26 protein-coding genes are annotated in these 17891 nt (G+C 40.7%); 19 read left to right on the top strand and 7 right to left on the bottom strand.

The window, feature by feature from the left end; genetic code table 11:
* Positions 1-180 precede the first annotated feature (180 nt).
* From ACOJQI_RS10825 to ACOJQI_RS10810, 4 genes are all read left to right on the top strand, one after another.
* On the top strand, positions 181-372 hold the full coding sequence (locus tag ACOJQI_RS10825; protein ID WP_421385226.1) for a hypothetical protein: 192 nt from the start codon (positions 181-183) through the stop codon (positions 370-372).
* A gap of 151 nt (positions 373-523) precedes the next feature.
* Complete coding sequence (locus tag ACOJQI_RS10820) at positions 524-655, top strand: hypothetical protein (protein WP_421385225.1); 132 nt, start codon at positions 524-526, stop codon at positions 653-655.
* A gap of 49 nt (positions 656-704) precedes the next feature.
* Positions 705-938: a hypothetical protein gene (locus ACOJQI_RS10815; RefSeq protein ID WP_421385224.1), complete on the top strand. Its 234-nt coding sequence runs from the start codon at positions 705-707 to the stop codon at positions 936-938.
* A gap of 409 nt (positions 939-1347) precedes the next feature.
* Positions 1348-1530, top strand: coding sequence for an SE1832 family protein (locus tag ACOJQI_RS10810; RefSeq protein WP_421385223.1), 183 nt, complete (start codon positions 1348-1350; stop codon positions 1528-1530).
* Between the two features lie 380 nt (positions 1531-1910).
* Here the strand turns inward: ACOJQI_RS10810 and ACOJQI_RS10805 are convergent, their stop codons facing one another.
* Positions 1911-2210, bottom strand: coding sequence for a hypothetical protein (locus ACOJQI_RS10805; RefSeq protein WP_421385222.1), 300 nt, complete (start codon positions 2208-2210; stop codon positions 1911-1913).
* A 177-nt stretch (positions 2211-2387) separates the two neighbouring features.
* Between ACOJQI_RS10805 and ACOJQI_RS10800 the strand changes: the two genes are divergently transcribed.
* The 7 genes from ACOJQI_RS10800 to ACOJQI_RS10770 all read left to right on the top strand — a co-directional run bounded on the left by ACOJQI_RS10800 (position 2388) and on the right by ACOJQI_RS10770 (position 6821).
* Positions 2388-2762: a nucleotide excision repair endonuclease gene (locus ACOJQI_RS10800; protein ID WP_421385221.1), complete on the top strand. Its 375-nt coding sequence runs from the start codon at positions 2388-2390 to the stop codon at positions 2760-2762.
* Positions 2763-2878: 116 nt separating this feature from the next.
* Positions 2879-3295: a DUF4181 domain-containing protein gene (locus ACOJQI_RS10795; RefSeq protein WP_421385220.1), complete on the top strand. Its 417-nt coding sequence runs from the start codon at positions 2879-2881 to the stop codon at positions 3293-3295.
* A 60-nt stretch (positions 3296-3355) separates the two neighbouring features.
* The gene (locus tag ACOJQI_RS10790) at positions 3356-3607 is read left to right on the top strand and encodes a hypothetical protein (protein WP_421385219.1); all 252 of its coding nucleotides are present in this window, start codon (positions 3356-3358) and stop codon (positions 3605-3607) included.
* Positions 3608-3700: 93 nt separating this feature from the next.
* Positions 3701-4216 (top strand): DUF421 domain-containing protein, encoded by a 516-nt coding sequence (locus ACOJQI_RS10785; protein WP_421385218.1) that lies wholly within the window; start codon positions 3701-3703, stop codon positions 4214-4216.
* A gap of 83 nt (positions 4217-4299) precedes the next feature.
* Positions 4300-4866: a sugar O-acetyltransferase gene (locus ACOJQI_RS10780; protein ID WP_421385217.1), complete on the top strand. Its 567-nt coding sequence runs from the start codon at positions 4300-4302 to the stop codon at positions 4864-4866.
* Between the two features lie 164 nt (positions 4867-5030).
* A complete protein-coding gene (locus tag ACOJQI_RS10775) occupies positions 5031-5612 on the top strand; it encodes a GNAT family N-acetyltransferase (protein WP_421385216.1) in 582 nt (193 codons plus the stop codon).
* A 204-nt stretch (positions 5613-5816) separates the two neighbouring features.
* A complete protein-coding gene (locus ACOJQI_RS10770) occupies positions 5817-6821 on the top strand; it encodes an LLM class flavin-dependent oxidoreductase (protein ID WP_421385215.1) in 1005 nt (334 codons plus the stop codon).
* 68 nt (positions 6822-6889) lie between these two features.
* Here the strand turns inward: ACOJQI_RS10770 and ACOJQI_RS10765 are convergent, their stop codons facing one another.
* Positions 6890-7600, bottom strand: a complete 711-nt coding sequence (locus ACOJQI_RS10765; protein ID WP_421385214.1) for a CPBP family intramembrane glutamic endopeptidase — start codon at positions 7598-7600, stop codon at positions 6890-6892.
* Between the two features lie 361 nt (positions 7601-7961).
* On the opposite strand from ACOJQI_RS10765, the gene ACOJQI_RS10760 reads away from it, so the two are divergent.
* The 3 genes from ACOJQI_RS10760 to ACOJQI_RS10750 all read left to right on the top strand — a co-directional run bounded on the left by ACOJQI_RS10760 (position 7962) and on the right by ACOJQI_RS10750 (position 9996).
* Complete coding sequence (locus ACOJQI_RS10760) at positions 7962-8285, top strand: hypothetical protein (protein ID WP_421385213.1); 324 nt, start codon at positions 7962-7964, stop codon at positions 8283-8285.
* Positions 8286-8478: 193 nt separating this feature from the next.
* Positions 8479-9405 carry a GNAT family N-acetyltransferase gene (locus ACOJQI_RS10755; RefSeq protein WP_421385212.1) on the top strand — a complete coding sequence of 309 codons (927 nt, stop codon included), beginning with the start codon at positions 8479-8481 and terminating at the stop codon, positions 9403-9405.
* 72 nt (positions 9406-9477) lie between these two features.
* Positions 9478-9996, top strand: coding sequence for a DinB family protein (locus ACOJQI_RS10750; RefSeq protein ID WP_421385211.1), 519 nt, complete (start codon positions 9478-9480; stop codon positions 9994-9996).
* A 57-nt stretch (positions 9997-10053) separates the two neighbouring features.
* Here the strand turns inward: ACOJQI_RS10750 and ACOJQI_RS10745 are convergent, their stop codons facing one another.
* The gene (locus ACOJQI_RS10745; protein ID WP_421385210.1) at positions 10054-10329 is read right to left on the bottom strand and encodes a hypothetical protein; all 276 of its coding nucleotides are present in this window, start codon (positions 10327-10329) and stop codon (positions 10054-10056) included.
* A 601-nt stretch (positions 10330-10930) separates the two neighbouring features.
* On the opposite strand from ACOJQI_RS10745, the gene ACOJQI_RS10740 reads away from it, so the two are divergent.
* Both ACOJQI_RS10740 and ACOJQI_RS10735 read left to right on the top strand, forming a co-directional pair.
* On the top strand, positions 10931-11977 hold the full coding sequence (locus ACOJQI_RS10740) for a DUF1835 domain-containing protein (protein ID WP_421385209.1): 1047 nt from the start codon (positions 10931-10933) through the stop codon (positions 11975-11977).
* Entirely contained in the window at positions 11974-12354 is a 381-nt protein-coding gene (locus ACOJQI_RS10735) for a nuclear transport factor 2 family protein (protein WP_421385208.1), read from the top strand. The genes ACOJQI_RS10740 and ACOJQI_RS10735 overlap by 4 nt, the downstream gene beginning before the upstream one ends.
* Positions 12355-12391: 37 nt before the next feature.
* Here the strand turns inward: ACOJQI_RS10735 and ACOJQI_RS10730 are convergent, their stop codons facing one another.
* Complete coding sequence (locus tag ACOJQI_RS10730; protein WP_421385207.1) at positions 12392-12529, bottom strand: hypothetical protein; 138 nt, start codon at positions 12527-12529, stop codon at positions 12392-12394.
* Positions 12530-12619: 90 nt separating this feature from the next.
* Between ACOJQI_RS10730 and ACOJQI_RS10725 the strand changes: the two genes are divergently transcribed.
* Entirely contained in the window at positions 12620-13018 is a 399-nt protein-coding gene (locus ACOJQI_RS10725; protein ID WP_421385206.1) for a hypothetical protein, read from the top strand.
* 42 nt (positions 13019-13060) lie between these two features.
* Here the strand turns inward: ACOJQI_RS10725 and ACOJQI_RS10720 are convergent, their stop codons facing one another.
* Together ACOJQI_RS10720 and ACOJQI_RS10715 are read right to left on the bottom strand one after the other, a co-directional pair.
* Positions 13061-13726: a hypothetical protein gene (locus tag ACOJQI_RS10720; RefSeq protein WP_421385205.1), complete on the bottom strand. Its 666-nt coding sequence runs from the start codon at positions 13724-13726 to the stop codon at positions 13061-13063.
* A gap of 278 nt (positions 13727-14004) precedes the next feature.
* Positions 14005-14133, bottom strand: coding sequence for a hypothetical protein (locus ACOJQI_RS10715; RefSeq protein ID WP_421385204.1), 129 nt, complete (start codon positions 14131-14133; stop codon positions 14005-14007).
* Positions 14134-14389: 256 nt separating this feature from the next.
* Here ACOJQI_RS10715 and ACOJQI_RS10710 point away from each other — a divergent pair, with 256 nt between their 5' ends.
* Positions 14390-15028, top strand: coding sequence for a 2OG-Fe(II) oxygenase (locus tag ACOJQI_RS10710; RefSeq protein WP_421385456.1), 639 nt, complete (start codon positions 14390-14392; stop codon positions 15026-15028).
* Between the two features lie 278 nt (positions 15029-15306).
* Here ACOJQI_RS10710 and ACOJQI_RS10705 read toward each other — a convergent pair whose 3' ends face one another.
* Positions 15307-16581, bottom strand: a complete 1275-nt coding sequence (locus tag ACOJQI_RS10705) for a M14 family zinc carboxypeptidase (RefSeq protein WP_421385203.1) — start codon at positions 16579-16581, stop codon at positions 15307-15309.
* Positions 16582-16939: 358 nt separating this feature from the next.
* Here ACOJQI_RS10705 and ACOJQI_RS10700 point away from each other — a divergent pair, with 358 nt between their 5' ends.
* Positions 16940-17881 (top strand): aminoglycoside phosphotransferase family protein, encoded by a 942-nt coding sequence (locus ACOJQI_RS10700; RefSeq protein ID WP_421385202.1) that lies wholly within the window; start codon positions 16940-16942, stop codon positions 17879-17881.
* Positions 17882-17891 lie beyond the last annotated feature (10 nt).

The following is a 17891-nucleotide window of genomic DNA, read 5'->3' as shown; positions in this document are numbered from 1 at the left end:
CCACTATACCAAGGGAGCTCACTTGTAATGGTACGTTTATTAGTTTTATTGATAGAGAGGATTAGGATTGCAGCAGAATAAAATCAGTTACTCCAGCAGAAAGGCTCTGATTCACCAAAAATAAACAGATCCGAAACCCTAAAGCCAGGGAAATCGTCAAATACGTAAAGGAGGATACATATGAATGAAGTTCGTGATAATTTGAAATATGCCGGGTTAATTTTCGGTGTGTCCCTCATCATATTTCTTGCTTATGGTTTCGGCAAAGGAGAGTTCGACTCAGCGGTATTCACATTGTTTTTTTCTGGGGCGGTATTTGGACATGGGGTTGCCTTTATGCGTGAAAGAGGGAAGACCAAAAAAGGTTTATAGTAACTAATCTAGTCCCCAAAAGTCCTATAGTATTCATCACACTGAAAACTCAAACACTTTAGGGTATTACAGAGTGAAGCATTTAGAAGTTTGTAAAAATTTGAGGAGTTAATGATTCTCTCTCACAAAAAGAATAAGGAGGTTGGACTACATGCTCGATCACTTTATGGACTTTGTCATTTATGGACTTCCACTCATCGCTTCAGCGGCTTTTCTTTTTTATTGGGGTAAGTCGGGAAAAGATTGGGGAACGACCAAGGATGATTTGGAAGATGATAAGTAGCAAGTTCCAAAACAACTTATAAGATTCTGGTAGAAAGGGGATGAACTCATTGCTTAAGATTTTAGGTATCATACTAGCGGTCATAACCATTAGTATATCTGGCTATGGATTGATCACGGACGATCACTCCTTCACTCCGCTAATGATAACTTCCCTTGGAGCATTGATGCTGATCAGGTCGATAGAGGATTATAAAGAAGGAAATAAATTGTACGCTTATTTTAACATAGGTGTAACTGGCTTTATGATTTTCGTCTTAATCCAAATTTTTTTCTACGGTTAGAGGGAACCTCATTTTAATTATAGGGGTGATGGACAGCGATTATGGAAATTGGTATTGGAATGTATTTTGTGCTTTTTAGTGCTCATTTGATTCAAGTATCTTTGACCTTGGCTATTTTTTCTTCTATTTTTCTCAAAAGCAAATTAAAAGGGTATTTGTGCCTTTCCATATTGGCAATACTCTTCTTTTATCAAATTTATAAAGGCTTTGATGCCTCTTCCATTATGGGCACCGGTATGTTCATAATAATCCTGAGCATGGGGATAGTCACGTATTTTGTAATCCGGCAAAAAAGGAAGGCCATAGCCAGCTAGGCTTCATTACTTAAATTTGGAATCATATCATTCGTCATCGACTTTTTGATTTGTTTATACTATAGATAGAGATTGACGAAAGGTGTTGTACATACATGACCAGAAAAGAATTAGAGTACAAAATTAATGAGGTAAAGTCGGATTATATCCGCATCCAAGGCGATCTGGAAAAGCTGGAGTCGGTCGGCCGCAGCACGGAGAAATCCGAGAAGAGGCTGGAAGAGCTGGAAAACGAGTTAGCGGATTTGAACCGGCAGCTCGCACAGCTAAATCAATAGAGTAGTCCTTGTCCGAATCCCAGGTTGATTCGGGCTTTTTTTATATAATGTCCTAGTAAAGCCGTCGATTCTGGGTGGTATTGCGACACCACAGGGGAAATAGACAGCATGCTTGTCGCAATTCGAATGGTATTGCGACACCACAGGGGAAATACACAGCATACCTGTCGCAATAAAGTAAATATGCGACAACAAGGTGGAAAAAGAAGTCTTGCGTGTCGCGATTCACCTGGATTTGCGACAGCAAAAGTAAAATAAACAGCACAGTTGTCGCGATTCTCCTAAAATTGCGACTCCCAAGCACAATTAGAAGGCAAGCGAGTCGCAATCCAGCCAATTATAAAAAAAACTGCCAATTAGGCAGCTTTTTTTAAAGCGAATTAATGATCCTGCTCCGACTCCCGCTCCAGTCTCTCCATCTCGGCATGAGTCATTGGAAAACCATTTGCCTGCCATTCGGAGCGATAGGTTGAGTCGAGCTTCGTCAATCCAATTTCTTCCTCTTCATAGGCTGCATTCGGGCTTTCCTCAAAGTCGGATTTCAAGTCGTGTTTTGTATCGATGTCTTCATCTACCGGAAAGTTTGCCTTTTTTCTCTTTTGATAAAGGGCATTCGCCAATACGGCTCCGCCTGCTGATACCAGTGATCCCATGAGTACATTCCTTGTTGTCTTGTTCATCTAAATCCCTCCATTTTCACCGAGTCCTATTAGATACCCATTTTTTCACAATCCCACGGTTTTTATGTATGAAATATTTTCCTGATAGAAAAATGGCTGAATGCCCATCCTAATTATCGTAGATTTCCGTGGGTATCTATGGTACCATTTACCTTTAAAGGAAAAGGACGTGACGAATTGATTAAAATTGAAATACCAAAAGTGGATGTTTCCATTTCAGAACGCAAGCAAGCGCCGAATGATAACCAACCTGTAATCAAATCTGTGGAAGGGTTCATCGATTTGCATGAAATTCCAAGAGATAAAGGCGGCATGATCTTGTTTTACAACATAAATGATGAGCTGCTTTTTGTCGGGAAGGCAAGAAAGTTAAGGCAGCGGGTGAAAAAACATTTAGAGGATAATGTATCTCCGCTAAAACCTCATAGGGATGAAGTCTACCGGATCGATTGCATCTTCGTAGAGGATGCAATGGAGCGTGAAATTTACGAAACATATCTAATCAATACACTTCAAGCAAAGTACAATATCGACAAAGTATTCTTTAAATAAGCATCAATAAAACGAGCAGGAACCATGTCGGTTTCTGCTCTTTTTTTGAGATGGAAAAGTTGAGATTGTAAAAAAACAGTATATTTGAAATAATGGAAATGTATGGAGGTGATTATATGGGCAGCTTTTTCCTGAAAATGATTCTCGTTATGTCTGCTGTCGGTCTTTTTATATTTCTTATCAATACGGTTCTCAGAAAGTGGCTGAACGTTGAAAGGAAGCCGCTATTTTCTTATAACCATATAAACGAGAAGCATAAAAAAACAGATTGGATCATCAGAATCTCCAGTGTGGTGCTGATATTTGCCGGCTTTATCATCAATGTTTCACTGGCTCCCTCAGAGCAAATCTGGTTCCTGCAAACACATTACATATTATTCGGGTTTATAATAGCATCTGAAACAGCGAGAGCAGTCTATGAGAAAAAATATTTACCGGATCAAAATGATTATCTTTTCACAACTATCCAGATGGTGTTTGTAACGGCATTGTTACTAACGGCTTTCATGACGGATTTTTATGGATTTATTTAGAAAGGCTCAAGCCTCTCTTCATTAAAACTTTCTAATAATGCACCTCCGGGGGATAAGAACATGAAAAAAGAGATACAAAAAAAATATTTACACCTGGTGCTGGGCTATACAGGTCTCTTGTTTGTTTTCGTCAGCCTTTTTAAGAACATATCGGTCACTCAGAACCAGTCCAGCTATGCATTGACTATGTTTGGTCTAATCTTTATTATTTCCTATTTTCAGTATGCAGATAGGAAGATGGGGGCGAGCAAGAAAGACATGGCTTTCTTCCGGATCGGGTTAATAGTCATTTTAGCCATCATTATTCTTTAATTACTTCTTCTCCGAGAAGTTTATTTCCAAAGTAGTACGGGTATTCGCGAATAAGGAATCAGCTCTGGTTTCAAAGTGGAGAGGAGTTTATATATGTTTGACACCTTGTTGTTCAACGGTTGGAAAAGTCTTGTTCGGGCATTTCTGATGTGTCTGCTGGCCTATCCATTTCTTATTTTGCTGCTGAGATTATTCGGAAGGCGCACACTCGCGAGTGTTAATATATTTGATTTCATTATAACTGTCACATATGGTGCCACATTATCAAGTATCCTGACCAATGATAAGGTTTCACTGGCAGAAGGAGCTGTCATACTGTGCATGCTTACACTGCTTCAGTTTGTTGTTGCGAAACTATCAACCAAGTCAAATAGGATTTCCGACCTGATAAAAGCGTCCCCTTCGTTTCTTTACTATAATGGCCGGTTTATTGAAGAGGAAATGGACAGGGAAAGAATCAAAGTTGAGGACTTGCGCCTGAAGATCCGCCAAGAGGGGATGAGTTCCTTTGAAAAAGTTGAAGCCATCGTACTGGAAGGGGACGGTTCACTGTCCATCATCAAAAAGGAAGAAGGCAGCTCATTGGAGGCATTGCGGGGAGTCCGCTGAACATTTGGTTCAATTTCCTTTAGCTGATTTGCCGGCTGTCTGATATGATACAAACTGTATATACATATTGAGGAGTTGATCCAATGAAATCAGAAAAAGAGAGAATGCTGGCCGGCGAAATGTATGATCCCGCTGATCCTGAACTGATAAAAGAACGCCAGGAAGCAAGGAGACTGGTCAGGCTTTACAATCAAACGACGGAAACAGAAGGGGACAAACGGGTTGCATTGTTGAAGGAATTGCTCGGCACAACTGGTGAGCAGGTTTATATGGAGCCGAATATCCGCTTCGATTATGGTTACAACACACATGTCGGAGAAAACTTTTTTGCCAATTTTGATTGTACGATCCTCGATGTGTGTGAAGTCCGATTTGGTGATAACTGCATGCTGGCACCCGGTGTCCATATCTATACCGCAACACATCCCTTGGACCCAGCTGAACGTAATTCAGGCAGAGAGTATGCGAAGCCCATCACATTTGGTGACAATGTATGGATCGGCGGCAGTTCAATCATCAATCCTGGAGTTACGGTGGGTGATAACGTCGTGATTGCATCTGGAGCAGTCGTGACGAAGGATATACCGGATAATGTGGTCGTTGGAGGGAACCCAGCGAGGATCATTAAACAGCTTGATATAAAGTCGTAGAGTAAGCAGCCAATCCGCAGGGGAATTGGCTGTTTTTTGTATCGTTCGTCGAAAGCCCCGCCCGCATAACGCAAATATATCTTTTTTGTTAAAACATAAATACGAAACGGCCCTTTCGCTTGTTGCCATGGTATAATTTTCAAAATGGGTAAGGGGGATTCCTAATGTTTTCTTTTAAAGTGGATGAGGAGATTTCAATTGAACTGCTGCAGCAGCATCAAAAAGAGGAATTATTTGAACTGGTTGATGAAAATCGGGACCATTTGCGGAAGTGGCTTCTGTGGGTGGATAAGCGGAAATCATCTGAAGATTTCGTACCAATCATCCCGATGTGGATCCATAACTACGCGGATCATAACGGTTTTGATGCCGGTATCCGTTTTAACGGAGAGCTGGTTGGAATGATCGGCCTGCACTACATCGATTGGAAAAACAGCACAACCAGCATGGGATATTTCCTATCTGAAAAAGCACAGGGCAAAGGGATCATCACAAGAGCAGTTGCTGCCTTGCTTGATTACATATTCGAAACATGGAAAATCAACCGTGTTGAGATTCAATGTGCAGCAGGGAATGATAAAAGCATGGCCATCCCTGAGAGACTTGGATTTGTGAATGAAGGCGTGAAGAGAGAAGGGCAATGGTTATATGACCATTACGAGGATCTGGTGACTTACAGCCTGCTGGCAGGTGAATGGCTGAACCGAAACAGGGTGAATTTGAAATCAAGCCATCAGTTCAATTAATTGACATATAAAACTGTAAATAATACTATTACAGTATCGTTTTGCAGAATAGAAGAGCTTAGACACTGTTTAAGCTTTTTTTACATTGTAACTGTAACTTATTACTTTACATTTTACTTGTGAATGCGGAAAAAGCACTTGGGTATATTGAAAGCATAGTTCTTCAAAAGTACCGCAATTTTTTGAAAGAAAGGACTTAATAAAATGGCTAATATAAATATTCCTGTTTCTGTATTGAATTTGGCGCCGATCAGGGAAGGGCAGAACTCCAAAGATGCGATCGATTCGATGGTGGATCTCGCTCAGGCAGCAGAGAAAATGGGTTATACACGTTATTGGATAGCGGAACATCATAATACGGCGACGCTGGTTAGTTCAGCGACTTCCCTATTAATCAAACATACATTGGAGCATACGGAGAAAATCAGGGTGGGTTCCGGCGGTGTCATGCTGCCAAACCATTCGCCATTAGTGGTGGCTGAACAGTTCGGTACAATGGCAACCATCTATCCTGACCGGGTGGACCTGGGGCTCGGCCGCGCACCGGGAACCGATATGATGACAGCAAGCGCGCTCCGCAGATCATCCACTCAAGAAAATGTTTATACTTTTCCGGACGATGTACAGCAGCTGCAAACATACTTCGGCCCATTGGAAGGCCAAGGATATGTAAAAGCGTACCCTGGTGTAGGGACGAATGTTCCGATATACATTCTTGGTTCATCAACCGATTCAGCATACCTGGCGGCTAAACTAGGGTTGCCATACGCTTTCGCGTCCCATTTCGCGCCGAGGCATATGGAAGAAGCACTTTCCATCTACCGGAGCAGGTTCCAGCCTTCTGAATATCTGGATAAACCACATGCCATCATCTGCTTGAATGTCATTGCTGCAGAGACGGATGAAGACGCACAACGTCAGTCAACAACCATGCAGCAGTTCTTCTTGAATGTTGTACGCGGCACTCAAAAACCGATGAGCCCTCCGGTTGAAGACATGGATGAAATCTGGTCTCCTTCTGAAAAGCAGATGGCGGAATCGATGACAAGTGTATCGTTGATGGGAAGCAAGGATACCGTCAAAAAGCAGCTGACCCGCTTCCAAGAGAAGTATGACGTCGATGAAATCATGGCGGTTTCTTATATTTATGACACTGAAAAACAAAAACGTTCCTATGAAATCTTTAAAGAGATCGTTGACGGGAAATAAGGAGAAAAAGAAGCAGCTCAAGACCGGCTGCTTCTTTTTTGTGTCAGAATGGAATTGTTAAAATCAAACTAAATGGCACGTTTTAAATCTGTCTTGTCAACTGGATCTTTCCCGGCCATTAACATGAACCGCAGATCAATAATGATATGAAAAAGAATAGGGAACAGCAGGGAGCCGGTCATGAAATACATCCTCGTAAAGGCATACCCGACCACCCCCGTTAAAAGGACTCCCTTCCAGCCTTGATAATAATGGGCTATTCCAAAAATTGCAGCCCCCATAATCATCAAAACTTGTCCTTCCAAACCAAATGGCGAGGAAGAAAGAAAATGCAGCAGGAATCCACGGTAGATGACCTCTTCACAGATGCCCGCTGTAATAGCCGCAAGGATAGCAAAACGTTTATCTATTCTCCCTGATGGGATTAAATAGGAAACATTTTCAGTCTGCTTGTCCAAATATTTTCGATAAAAGGGCAATCTCATCAAGACAAACATCATGATCAGGATTCCGGCAAGAAAACCAGTCAGCATCCCTAAAACCTCAGAAGAATTTTCTGCGGGTGCTTTAAAGCCTAAATCCCCAAATGTGCTGGCTGATATCATCACAACCAGCAAAATCATGAGGGTAATGGTCCATTCAGAAAAAATCACATACTTAAAATAAGCAATCCTGTCTTTTTCAAGCAGAGTCTTTTCTAATTTAGAGGTGTATTTTTTATCCCAAAATGGATATACACCGATCAAAAAAATGAGCAGTATCAGACCAAATATAATCATATACGCATCTCCTGTAATCTATGTAGTAAGTAAAATACAAAAATCTCCATTCTTACCTCTGCAATGATTCGACAAAAATATTTTTTCTCCTTCCAAATATTTTCATTTTTAATTTTTATATAAATTTTGATGAATTCTGAAACTTTATCATTGCTGCACCGTATATAAACCAAGGAAACATATTCAGACGAAAGGAGATAACAGAATGAGCTTCATTTATATTGCTTTAGGAATGATATCTTCCGGGATGTTCCTGTATTACTGGGGCAAATCAGGTTTTGAGTGGGGAAAGACAGAAGAAGAAATGAAATAAACATACATAGGCAGTAAAGTAAAAAGAGATAAAATCGGAGGGAATCATATGAAGAAAGCATTAATTGTCATTCTTACAATTTTAATAGAAGCGGGGTTACTTTGGCTGGTATCTATTTTCTTCGGATGGAACTTCATGGATGTCATCTTCATAGGAGGGCTGTTGATTTTTGGAGGCATATGGCTCTACTTGCTGTTTACAAACCAAAACAACAATGGCTTTAATGCCAGTGTAAAAGGATGGACCGGGCAGGATGCCGGTGAAGTGAAAATATTCCGCTTTAAGGTATCACCAGTCATATTGGGAATCATCTTATTTATGGGCATAAGTTTTGGAATGACGATATTCTACTACTCGGCTTACTTTTTTTAAAATGAATTACGGTTTAGAAAAGTCCTGAGAAATCAGGGCTTTTTGTTTTATTTTTATTCAGATAGAAAGGGAATTTCCAAAATTTATAGAATTAAAATAACATAAAAATAAGGAGTTGAAGAGTATGAAAACGTCCCTGACATTAAAAAAACATTCAAAGATGAGGAAAAACAATTAGAGAGGAAGTCCTTTTATGACAAAGTCTTCAATCAATACTTACTCCATCAGGAATTACAAAGATGCTGATGCTGACAAAATTGCAGAATTTGACTTCATGGCCATGCTTGCCTACCGATACAACGGTGACTATGAACCACAAAACATTTTTTGTGCCGTTGATGGTGAAGATAATATAGTTGCTGCAGGCCATATTGTTCCAGATCCCACATGGCTGGTCATTGATAAAAATATTAAACCATCTGATTTCGTATGTAAGTTGAATTTGGACATTTCGCTAAATGAAGATCTGTCTCCACCAGAGATTATTCTTGAGGACTTATTTAAGTGCCTTTTAAAAAGAGCAAAGGAACTAAGAAAACAATACCCAGAAAAAAATGTCAGGGTTCGCCACGTCATTCCAACTGAAGATATAGAAGAGATTGATTTCTATCTGTCGAAAGGTTTTGATACGCATAGAACTCATTTAATTATGAAGAGGGATCTGACGGAGGAAATCCCTTCTTATCCACTGCCAGGAAATTTAACAATCAGGAAATGGGATATGGCGACATCCCATGAAGAACAACAGTACCTTGCAGCAGAAGCCAAAGGAGATCTGTACGGCGTGGCTTGGAGCCTTAATCAATTAAGATGGACCAAAAACGGCCAGGAGTGGGATACTTTTACCGTCTTCGAAGGAAATGAAGTCGTTGGCAGTGTTATGACATGGGGGCTGGGTGAGGACCGCGGCGCTACTGAAAACATCTTTATCTTACCTGAATGGAGAAGGCAAGGAATTGCCAAGGCTGTCATTACTGAAGCATTGAAGTTCCTGAGAGACAAAGGAAAAAGTGAAGCCACTCTAGGAGTATTTGGTGATAACGGCAAGGCCATTATGTTATATAGATCGTTAGGATACAAAATGCTATCAGTAAAGATAGAGTTTGGACTCGATATTTAAGTCAATACATATAGGCAGCGACTGTTTATTTGACAGGCGCTGCTTCTGATGGTTGGAAGGAGATGAGAAAGTTTGAGGACTGAACGGCCGCTGCCCTCTGAATATGAAGAATACTTTGAACGATATGTTAAGTTAGTCCCTGCAGGAGATGTGAACGAGCTCTTCGTTGAGCAGATGAATACAATGAATTCACTGCTATCCGATATGTCAGAAAGTGCAGCAGAAACGAGTTATGAAGAAGGAAAATGGAGTATCAAAGAAGTAGCGGGACATCTAAGTGATGCTGAGAGAATGTTATCTTATCTCACTTTTCGCATCATCCGTGGGGATTCCAGTATCATTCCCGCCATCAACCTAAGTGAGTATGCGCTTCAAGGAAAGTATCAAAGAAGGCCTATGCTGGATATCCTCGAAGAATGGAAATCTATCAGAGAATCCACACTCTTACTTTTCAAAGGGCTGGAGAATGAGGATTTTCAAAAAACAGGCACACTTAAAAACCATCCGATATCCGTTCGGGCTTCAGCTTATATCCTGCTTGGACATACACAACACCATATGAATATACTTTTTGAGCGGTATAATCTTTAATAGCAGTCAAAGAAAAAGACTCGTCCTTTTGAACGAGCCTTTTTCAGTATTTCATCTTTAATTTGACAGGGTGTCGATTGCCTGGTCAACGGCATTATGAGCTTCTTTGAAGGCGTTGATGGAGGAGATATCCATCCCATCTTCTTGTAGACGCGGCTGGGCATGCATCGCATGGGTGACGGCATTCAACACATCATCCATCATTTTCTGATTTTCGCCAATGCCTTGTTTTGCTTCCATCAACTCATTCACGCAATGGTCCAGAGCGTGGTTTCGTGGATTTTCCAATGCCTGTTCCAATTCATTTTTTACATGTTTTAAAGTGTCAATCATGAGATCACGTCCTTTCCTTATATTAAGGGGACCGAACCCTCACATTTTTTGTTTACCCGCAGCACCGTGGGCAAAACTTAAATATACTTCCTGCTAAAAATGCTGCTTCTTTGGGCTAGTAATTACTTTGCGGCCCATGATCTCCAAAAAACAAAACCTCAATGGCCCGGTAATCCCTTTTGCGGGCCAACATCCTGGAATATACCAATCTCATTGGGCCGATAACTCTATTTACAGACCAGCATCCCGGCAGAATCTTAATCTCCTTGGCCCGGTAATTCCTTTTACGGGCCAACATCCCGGCAGAATCTCATTCTTCTTGGCCCGGTAACGCAGTTTGCGGGCCAACATCCTAGAATATACCAATCTCATTGGGCCGATAACGCAGTTTGCGGCCCAACATCCCGGCAGAATCCCAATCTCCTTGGCCCGGAAATTCCTTTTACGGGCCAGCATCCCAGCAAAATCCCAATCTCCTTGGCCCGATAACCCGGTTTGTAAAAGAAGCGCTGGATGTTTCATCATCTTGGCTATCACGAACTCTGATAAGATAATGTCCTTCTCATTTATTGTGTTAAGATACTCTAAAAGGGGGATGAAAATGATTGAAGATTTAAAAAGACTCATCCAGCAGGCGACTGAAGAAGAAGCAAAATCTTTGCTGCTGCATCTATTGTTCAGCATTAGACTGCAAAAAGAAACAGAGGATTTTACAGAACAACAATTAGTGAAAGATCTACAAAATGCCTATATTGAATTCCATGAGTATAAAAAAAATCAAACCCTTAATGAAAATGAAACTACAAAGAAGGTCCACCTCCTTTTTGGGCTATCGGCGGCTGGCAGCTTCAAGTTTGCATTAAAACAAATGGGACTGGATAAGGAAGAAAAAGTAATCGCGTTTACCGATATGTATTCATATGGACCGGTTCATCAGCTGCATGAAGAGAAGGGGAGGCAGAGGCGTATTGAGTGGCTGCAGGATCACATAAACCTTGATGATGAATACCTGGATAACTATGATTCAGAATACAAAGCTTTAGCTTCCAAGATTGAATCGCTTCCAGATGATATTCCGATTGTTATATGGACTGGAGAGAATGCCCACGAACAAACAGCTTTAAGGTTTGCTTTATTTTTATTAAAAGAAAAAAAGAATGATATTTACCTTATCAATACGTCTCCCCTTTATAAACACCTATTTGATACACCGGCACTTCAACACGAACTGCTGCACACCGGTGAAATCTCTCCTGAGAGATGGGCCACTCTTTATAGAAACACTACTGAACGCCAACCTATATCAGTGATTGAACAAGACAGCCTTTTAGACGAATGGCAGGAGCTGAACAGTTCTACAGAAGTTCTTCGAATATGGAAAGGGAAATCAGTTGTGAGTGTAGAAGAAGATTACTACGATAACTACATCATCAGAACAGCAGCAAGAATACATAAAAAACAAAAGACAAAACAATTTATGAAATCAGCCAGGCTGATTGGAGAACTCATCGGTCATCTGGACGACTATTTGGGCGACTCATTTTTAGAATACAGAGTCAGAGGTTTAATTTTTAAAGGCGTCTTAGAAATAAAAGGTGTACCAAAAGCAATGAGATACTACAGCGTGAAACTTAAACAGGAAGGATGAAGAAAATGAGCAAACAAAAAGAAACCGCTGTTTCTTTTCTACAAATGGCAGCATCAGGAAAAGTGAGAGAGGCTTTTGAAATGTACACTACCCGGAGATTTTTTCATCACAATGCATACTTTAAGGGAGATGCAGAAACGATTATGATCGCTATGCAGGAGAATGCAGAGCAAAACCCCAACAAAGCGTTTGAAGTGAAGCGGACAATAGAAGAGGGGGACACCGTTGCGGTCCACTCCCATGTAAAGCAAAATCAAGGCGATACCGGGGCTGTCGTTGTACATATATTCCGGTTTGAGGAAGGCAAAATCGTGGAAATGTGGGACATCGGCCAGCCCATTCCTTCAGATTCACCCAATGAACATGGGGTGTTTTAAGAGATCTTCTAAGCAACAACGGTCAGGCAATGAATCATCACCCATTATTTGATTCCCTAACCACCTTCTGCATTTTTTTATGATGGTAGATAGTCAATCCGATTCCTATAAAGCTGAGAATGGTTGATAGAATTGTGCTGTACATTAACGCTTTAATTACATCTTTATTGAACATCCCGCATGCTCCTTTTTAATAAAATCTATTTGTATTATGTCCTGGAAGCAATTGATTATCCTCCAGAAGTCAGGTTGCGAGGTGTTTTTTATGAAGAAAAGATGGATTATTATTACAACGATCCCCTTAGTCCTTCTACTGTATTTTGTGCTGACATTCATTCCACATAAGGTTGTAAAAATTGAGGCCAAAGATGTTTCAAAGATTGTTGTCTTTGATGGAAATACGGGCTACGAAACTGAAATTACTGATAGGGATACGGTCAGTCATATCATCTCTAATCTCAATGAAATTACCTTTCAAAAAGGAAAACCTTCCTTTGGCTATATGGGGTACAGTTTTGATACTTCCATATTCAATAAGGAAGGTGGGTTAGTGAAGGAATTCATCATCAACTCTAATGATACAATACGGTATAAAGGATTCTTTTACACTGATAATACGAAGTCGATTGATTATGACTATATTGAGAAGTTGGTAAAAAGATAAAAACGATCAGCCTTTGTGAAGCTGATCGTTTTTTTGGATGTATTAATAGGGTGACATAAACGCATTATAATCTTCGTAAAGATTGTTAAAGGTACTCATAAAGCCCGATGCAGTATAGACTTGATAACCCGTGTGTTCAACACCATCCACTTCATACTTGATTTTGCCATTGCCTTTTTCTTCGTTCAGGATATTTTCACCATGCGGACCATACACTTGCTGAAGGTCGACGGGCTGCTTTTCAGGGTGGAAGGTGACGGTTAATTTTCCAAATAACATTTTGTCTCTGTGAACAAAAGATGTACTAAATTCACCTCCGGATTTGACGATGACATCCTCTTGAAAGACTTTGGCCCCGGTTGGTTCTGCCCCTTCCAATATATCCGTTTCCGTCAATGCCGGATCGTCGATGAACTCCTGAAATATAACTGTCAGGACTGCACCTTCAGGAAGATTGGACTCCCCAATGAGCTTCAAACTTCGACTTCCACGGAATTCTCCTACGATATCAATCTTCGTATTAATCTCACCATCTTCATTCAACGGCTTTTCAGATACCTCTTCAATACCTCTCATGATTTCCTGCGCATCAGCTACTCCGTCGAAGGCAACGGCCTCCTGCTCATCTGGAGGCATACTCATTTCTACACGGCAGCCTGTCAATAGTAATAGAATAAAGATTAGACTGATAAACAATGGTTTTTTCATTTCTTTCCCCCTTGAAACCGTATACTTATAGTCCCATTTTACGATAAATGTTGGAAAATTAATACATAAAGAAGAAGTTGGAGGAATTCGAAGATGAAAGAATCTTCGGCGAGGATCATTTCATTATTCCGCAGCTTGGAGAAGGAGAAGTGGTTTAATAGCCAGCTGAAAAGTGATCTATAAGAACCGCCAGACTTTATTGAGTTTTTTACAAGAATTAGAGAATAGTATGGCAACCAAGTGAAAGGCAGAAAATGACTCCCTGCCTTTATCCATGATTACTTCCTTTTCTGCGCCTTCAACTTATTGTTTGCCAGTTCCTCTGCATATTCCTCCTGGGACTTTCCTTGCTTGGCAGCCTCAGACTGGATCTTCCGGAACTTGTTATCGTTTAAATTCGGCATCATGACACCTCCTTATGAACATGGATATTATGCACAATCCACCATGTTTTATTCGACAATAAATAGACTTAATTGGGCTGAAAAAAGGATAGTCAAAAGGTGAAGGACAGTGTAAAATTAATTTAAATTTTGAGGAATGCCCTGTGCAGGAACAATAGATAATGCCCTTTTCAAAACATCCAATAGATCATGCTTCGATTATCGAGAGATTTCTAATTATTTTGAATATTAACGGATAAGAGGTAGATGAAAGTTGACAATGGAAAATCAAGAATTAGCTGTTAAGGAACAAAGTATTTTTCATCACGTTGGGAATAAGATCAAAACGGAAGATAGAGAGATTAATATTATTGCCAAAATGGAAGAACCACTCATCGTCGTCTTGGGTAACGTACTGAGCGATGAAGAATGTGATGCGCTAATTAAATTGTCTCAAGATAAAATGAAGCGGTCGAAAATCGGGAACACCCGGGATGAGAATGACATGCGTACAAGCAGCAGTACATTCATGGAAGAGGGAGAAAGCGAAGTTGTAACAAGAGTCGAAAAAAGGATTGCACAGATCATGAATGTCCCTTACGAGCATGGAGAAGGGCTGCAAATCCTGAATTACAAAATCGGGCAGGAATACAAAGCCCATTTTGACTTTTTCAAAAATGCGGCGAATCCGCGAATCAATACAATGGTTATGTACCTGAATGATGTGGAGCTTGGGGGTGAAACCTATTTCCCTAAACTGAATTTCTCTGTGTCACCACAAAAAGGGATGGCCGTTTACTTTGAATACTTTTATGACAACCAGGACCTGAATGATTTAACATTACATGGCGGTGCCCCCGTAATCATTGGAGATAAATGGGCAGCGACACAATGGATGAGAAGGAAACAAGTTAAGTGACAATTAGATTGGAGCCGCACCTGCTGATAGTGGGTGCGGTTTTAGTTTTGAGAATAGACCTATTTAGCAAAGATATAAAGATTAGGGGCACATAAACAGCTGATAACATCTATAAGTGGTATAAGAACATTTATCGGGCCAATGAGATTGCGTTTTTGATAGGATACCGGCCCGGAAACTGAGTTACCGGGCCAGTGAGACCACGTTTCCAATAGGATACCGGCCTTCAACCAAGCAGCGCCAATATAGTCAGCCTGCAAAAGTCAAAACCGACAACCTTAAAACCCCCGAGTCGAAGGGTCATTCATTCCGCCGTAGGCAGGTGGAATCTCATCATATAAATCAGGGTTAACGTCTTTGATGGAACCATCGGACAACGAATTCAAAATATCGTAGATTGGAGCCTTCACCGTTTGAACCAGCATACCATTCTGCTTTTGTCCTAGCGTCTGCGTTTGTCCTTTCACTTCAATCAGCATCGTAGCTGTTCCGTTCAGCTGTATCGCACCAAGACCGGAGCCCGGATAGTTGACTTGCGGGTATTGCTGTATTGCGCCAAACGACGAAAATCCTCGCTGTAAAGATTGGTATCCAAGAACAGTGATTTGCTTGCTGAGCTTTTCAACATCCGGGCTAACCTCATAGGTTTGTCCATTAAATGGATCTGTGTAAGGTTGGGTTGTGAACAGGCCAAGCACCGAAATGGACACTGAGCGGTTATCTTCTTCTGATAGTCTATTAAAACCGCGGTGATGTACATCTATGGCGACGTCAGGATTGAAATCTTTCACTACGTTTGTAATGGCTTTGGATTCCGGCGATACAACAAATCCCGTGGATGAACCCTTATTGGTATCTTTACTATTCAAAACCTCAGCGAGTTTCTGCTTATCCACTTTATTGATGTCAAAGTCATAGTTCGGGCTGAAATCCCGGTTCAAGTCATAACCAGGAATACCATAGTAAATTTTACCATTGTTTGCTTGAGCTCTTTCATAACCCAAAGCATAATACCAAGGGGCTTTCGTATCTGCGGACATTCCAAGTTCTTCAGGATTCCAGGTTTGATGATTGTACCTCACTGGATTCCACTGTCCATCTAACTCCGTCATCGTGCCGTCCGGATTTACTCTCGGCATGATCCACACTGATACTTCATCAAGCATCTCATTGATTTCTTTCCCGCCTGAATTGAATTTCTGCATGATATCCATGGCCGCCTCGGTTCCTAACACTTCATTTCCATGAATCTGCGTATAAATCAATACCCGCTTTTTACTTGGATCATTGTCTCCATATTTTGCGACATACAATGGGTGACCGTTATTGGAATAACCAGCAATATCAAGCTTCATTTTCCCCTGGGAGGAGCTCTCCAATTGCTGAAGTTTCTTTTCCAATTCTTCGTTTGTCATAAGGCTTGAAAGTGAGAGGTTCTGTTCAATTTCCACATAGGGACCGTTCGGCGTTGACTGCGGATTTGCATATGTAGCTTGTGAGACCATCAGGGCTAGTCCAATAGATGCAGCTGAAATCAACAATTTCTTTTTCATGACAATCCTCCTAATACTATTTATTTAGTGTCCCGAAATACTTGAACACTTTCGTAGAGCATACATGTTTATAACGTAGATGTTTGTAGAAAGGAAGGTGAAATTATAATCTAGTTTTAAGATTTCTTGTTGGAATGAGTCGATAAAAGAAAGAAATTCTTGGTGAAATTTTAAATTTTTTTCTCCTTTGAATTGTGTACTTTCTTCGAAAAAAGCTAGGTAGGATAATTGTCATATTTCCATTCCTGGCAACTGTTTTTCAATCTATGGTAAAATCCCGTCCCGATTAAAAGGGTTTTAAAGGAATTTCCTTTTACATTCTCGAATACTTTTCTCATGAGAATGGAGTGGTTGTGTGATGGCTGGGGAGAATAAAAAAATAAAAATGGCCGAAGAATGGATCTCTGAAATTATGAGTTATGATCATCATAAGATTGAAATCATCAAATCAGCTGACCCTGAATTTGTTTTAAAAGTAAGAACTGAAAAAGAGTCCTTTTACTTCAAATCCATAGGACCCGCCTGGGCATTTGAAAGCAGGCTGAGCGAGCATTTGTCCAAAACATATAGTGGAAAAACTGCTGATATCATTGCCGTTCATCCAACAAAACCTTGGATGCTCATGAGAGAAATCAAAGGGGAATTGCTGAGGAAAAAGCGGGATAAAAGAGTATGGCAGCGTGCATTGCAAGAATATGCAGAGCTCCAGGTCCAGGAAGTAACAAATATTCAAAAGCTGCTCGCACTTGGGGTACCTGATCGGGGAATATCCGTTTTAAAGAATCAGATTGATAACCATTTGGAGGAAATGTGCAAGACGGGATTGGAAGATGAAGAAACGAAAATCGTCCTTGCCTTAAAGCCGGAACTATTGCAGCTGTGTGAAGAGATGGAAGGCACCATACCACTGTCCCTGGATCATGGAGACTTACATACGGCAAACATCTATGACACTGAAGGAAAATTGGCCTTCATTGATTGGGGAGATGCCTCCATTACACATCCATTTTTCAGTACCCGGATATTTTGGAATTCAATGTATGAATTGATCGATCATGATGAAGAATGGCTGGATATGACGAATGAGTTCCGTCCGTTTTATCTTGAACCGTGGACTGCATTTGCGTCAATGGATGAGTTAAAAAAGCTGCTTCGGCTTTCCGACCAGCTGGGCTGTCTTCACCGTGCTGTCGGTTGGCATCTCTATACACTTCCTTTTCAAGATATCGAGGAATTCAAAAAGCGTCCAGCTCAATGGCTGCAGGTTTTATTAGAATATCGAAGTTTAGTAAAGAAATAGCCGGGGAGAG

Source organism: Bacillus salacetis (genome assembly GCF_049177075.1).
GTDB lineage: Bacteria > Bacillota > Bacilli > Bacillales > Bacillaceae_B > Rossellomorea > Rossellomorea salacetis_A.
Note: the sequence above shows the minus strand (reverse complement) of the source record. Positions and strands in the feature narration are given on the sequence as shown.

Bases quoted from the DNA above. Each gene is read 5' to 3' on its own strand.
- ACOJQI_RS10785 (WP_421385218.1), top strand. From the start codon at position 3,701: ATGTTTGACACCTTGTTGTTCAACGGTTGGAAAAGTCTTGTTCGGGCA.
- ACOJQI_RS10725 (WP_421385206.1), top strand. From the start codon at position 12,620: ATGAAGAAAAGATGGATTATTATTACAACGATCCCCTTAGTCCTTCTA.
- ACOJQI_RS10700 (WP_421385202.1), top strand. From the start codon at position 16,940: ATGGCTGGGGAGAATAAAAAAATAAAAATGGCCGAAGAATGGATCTCT.
- ACOJQI_RS10710 (WP_421385456.1), top strand. From the start codon at position 14,390: ATGGAAAATCAAGAATTAGCTGTTAAGGAACAAAGTATTTTTCATCAC.
- ACOJQI_RS10745 (WP_421385210.1), bottom strand. From the start codon at position 10,329: ATGATTGACACTTTAAAACATGTAAAAAATGAATTGGAACAGGCATTG.
- ACOJQI_RS10735 (WP_421385208.1), top strand. From the start codon at position 11,974: ATGAAGAAAATGAGCAAACAAAAAGAAACCGCTGTTTCTTTTCTACAA.
- ACOJQI_RS10730 (WP_421385207.1), bottom strand. From the start codon at position 12,529: ATGTTCAATAAAGATGTAATTAAAGCGTTAATGTACAGCACAATTCTA.
- ACOJQI_RS10805 (WP_421385222.1), bottom strand. From the start codon at position 2,210: ATGAACAAGACAACAAGGAATGTACTCATGGGATCACTGGTATCAGCA.
- ACOJQI_RS10810 (WP_421385223.1), top strand. From the start codon at position 1,348: ATGACCAGAAAAGAATTAGAGTACAAAATTAATGAGGTAAAGTCGGAT.
- ACOJQI_RS10825 (WP_421385226.1), top strand. From the start codon at position 181: ATGAATGAAGTTCGTGATAATTTGAAATATGCCGGGTTAATTTTCGGT.
- ACOJQI_RS10755 (WP_421385212.1), top strand. From the start codon at position 8,479: ATGACAAAGTCTTCAATCAATACTTACTCCATCAGGAATTACAAAGAT.
- ACOJQI_RS10760 (WP_421385213.1), top strand. From the start codon at position 7,962: ATGAAGAAAGCATTAATTGTCATTCTTACAATTTTAATAGAAGCGGGG.
- ACOJQI_RS10740 (WP_421385209.1), top strand. From the start codon at position 10,931: ATGATTGAAGATTTAAAAAGACTCATCCAGCAGGCGACTGAAGAAGAA.
- ACOJQI_RS10765 (WP_421385214.1), bottom strand. From the start codon at position 7,600: ATGATTATATTTGGTCTGATACTGCTCATTTTTTTGATCGGTGTATAT.
- ACOJQI_RS10770 (WP_421385215.1), top strand. From the start codon at position 5,817: ATGGCTAATATAAATATTCCTGTTTCTGTATTGAATTTGGCGCCGATC.
- ACOJQI_RS10820 (WP_421385225.1), top strand. From the start codon at position 524: ATGCTCGATCACTTTATGGACTTTGTCATTTATGGACTTCCACTCATC.
- ACOJQI_RS10790 (WP_421385219.1), top strand. From the start codon at position 3,356: ATGAAAAAAGAGATACAAAAAAAATATTTACACCTGGTGCTGGGCTAT.
- ACOJQI_RS10795 (WP_421385220.1), top strand. From the start codon at position 2,879: ATGGGCAGCTTTTTCCTGAAAATGATTCTCGTTATGTCTGCTGTCGGT.
- ACOJQI_RS10705 (WP_421385203.1), bottom strand. From the start codon at position 16,581: ATGAAAAAGAAATTGTTGATTTCAGCTGCATCTATTGGACTAGCCCTG.
- ACOJQI_RS10780 (WP_421385217.1), top strand. From the start codon at position 4,300: ATGAAATCAGAAAAAGAGAGAATGCTGGCCGGCGAAATGTATGATCCC.
- ACOJQI_RS10720 (WP_421385205.1), bottom strand. From the start codon at position 13,726: ATGAAAAAACCATTGTTTATCAGTCTAATCTTTATTCTATTACTATTG.
- ACOJQI_RS10775 (WP_421385216.1), top strand. From the start codon at position 5,031: ATGTTTTCTTTTAAAGTGGATGAGGAGATTTCAATTGAACTGCTGCAG.
- ACOJQI_RS10715 (WP_421385204.1), bottom strand. From the start codon at position 14,133: ATGATGCCGAATTTAAACGATAACAAGTTCCGGAAGATCCAGTCTGAG.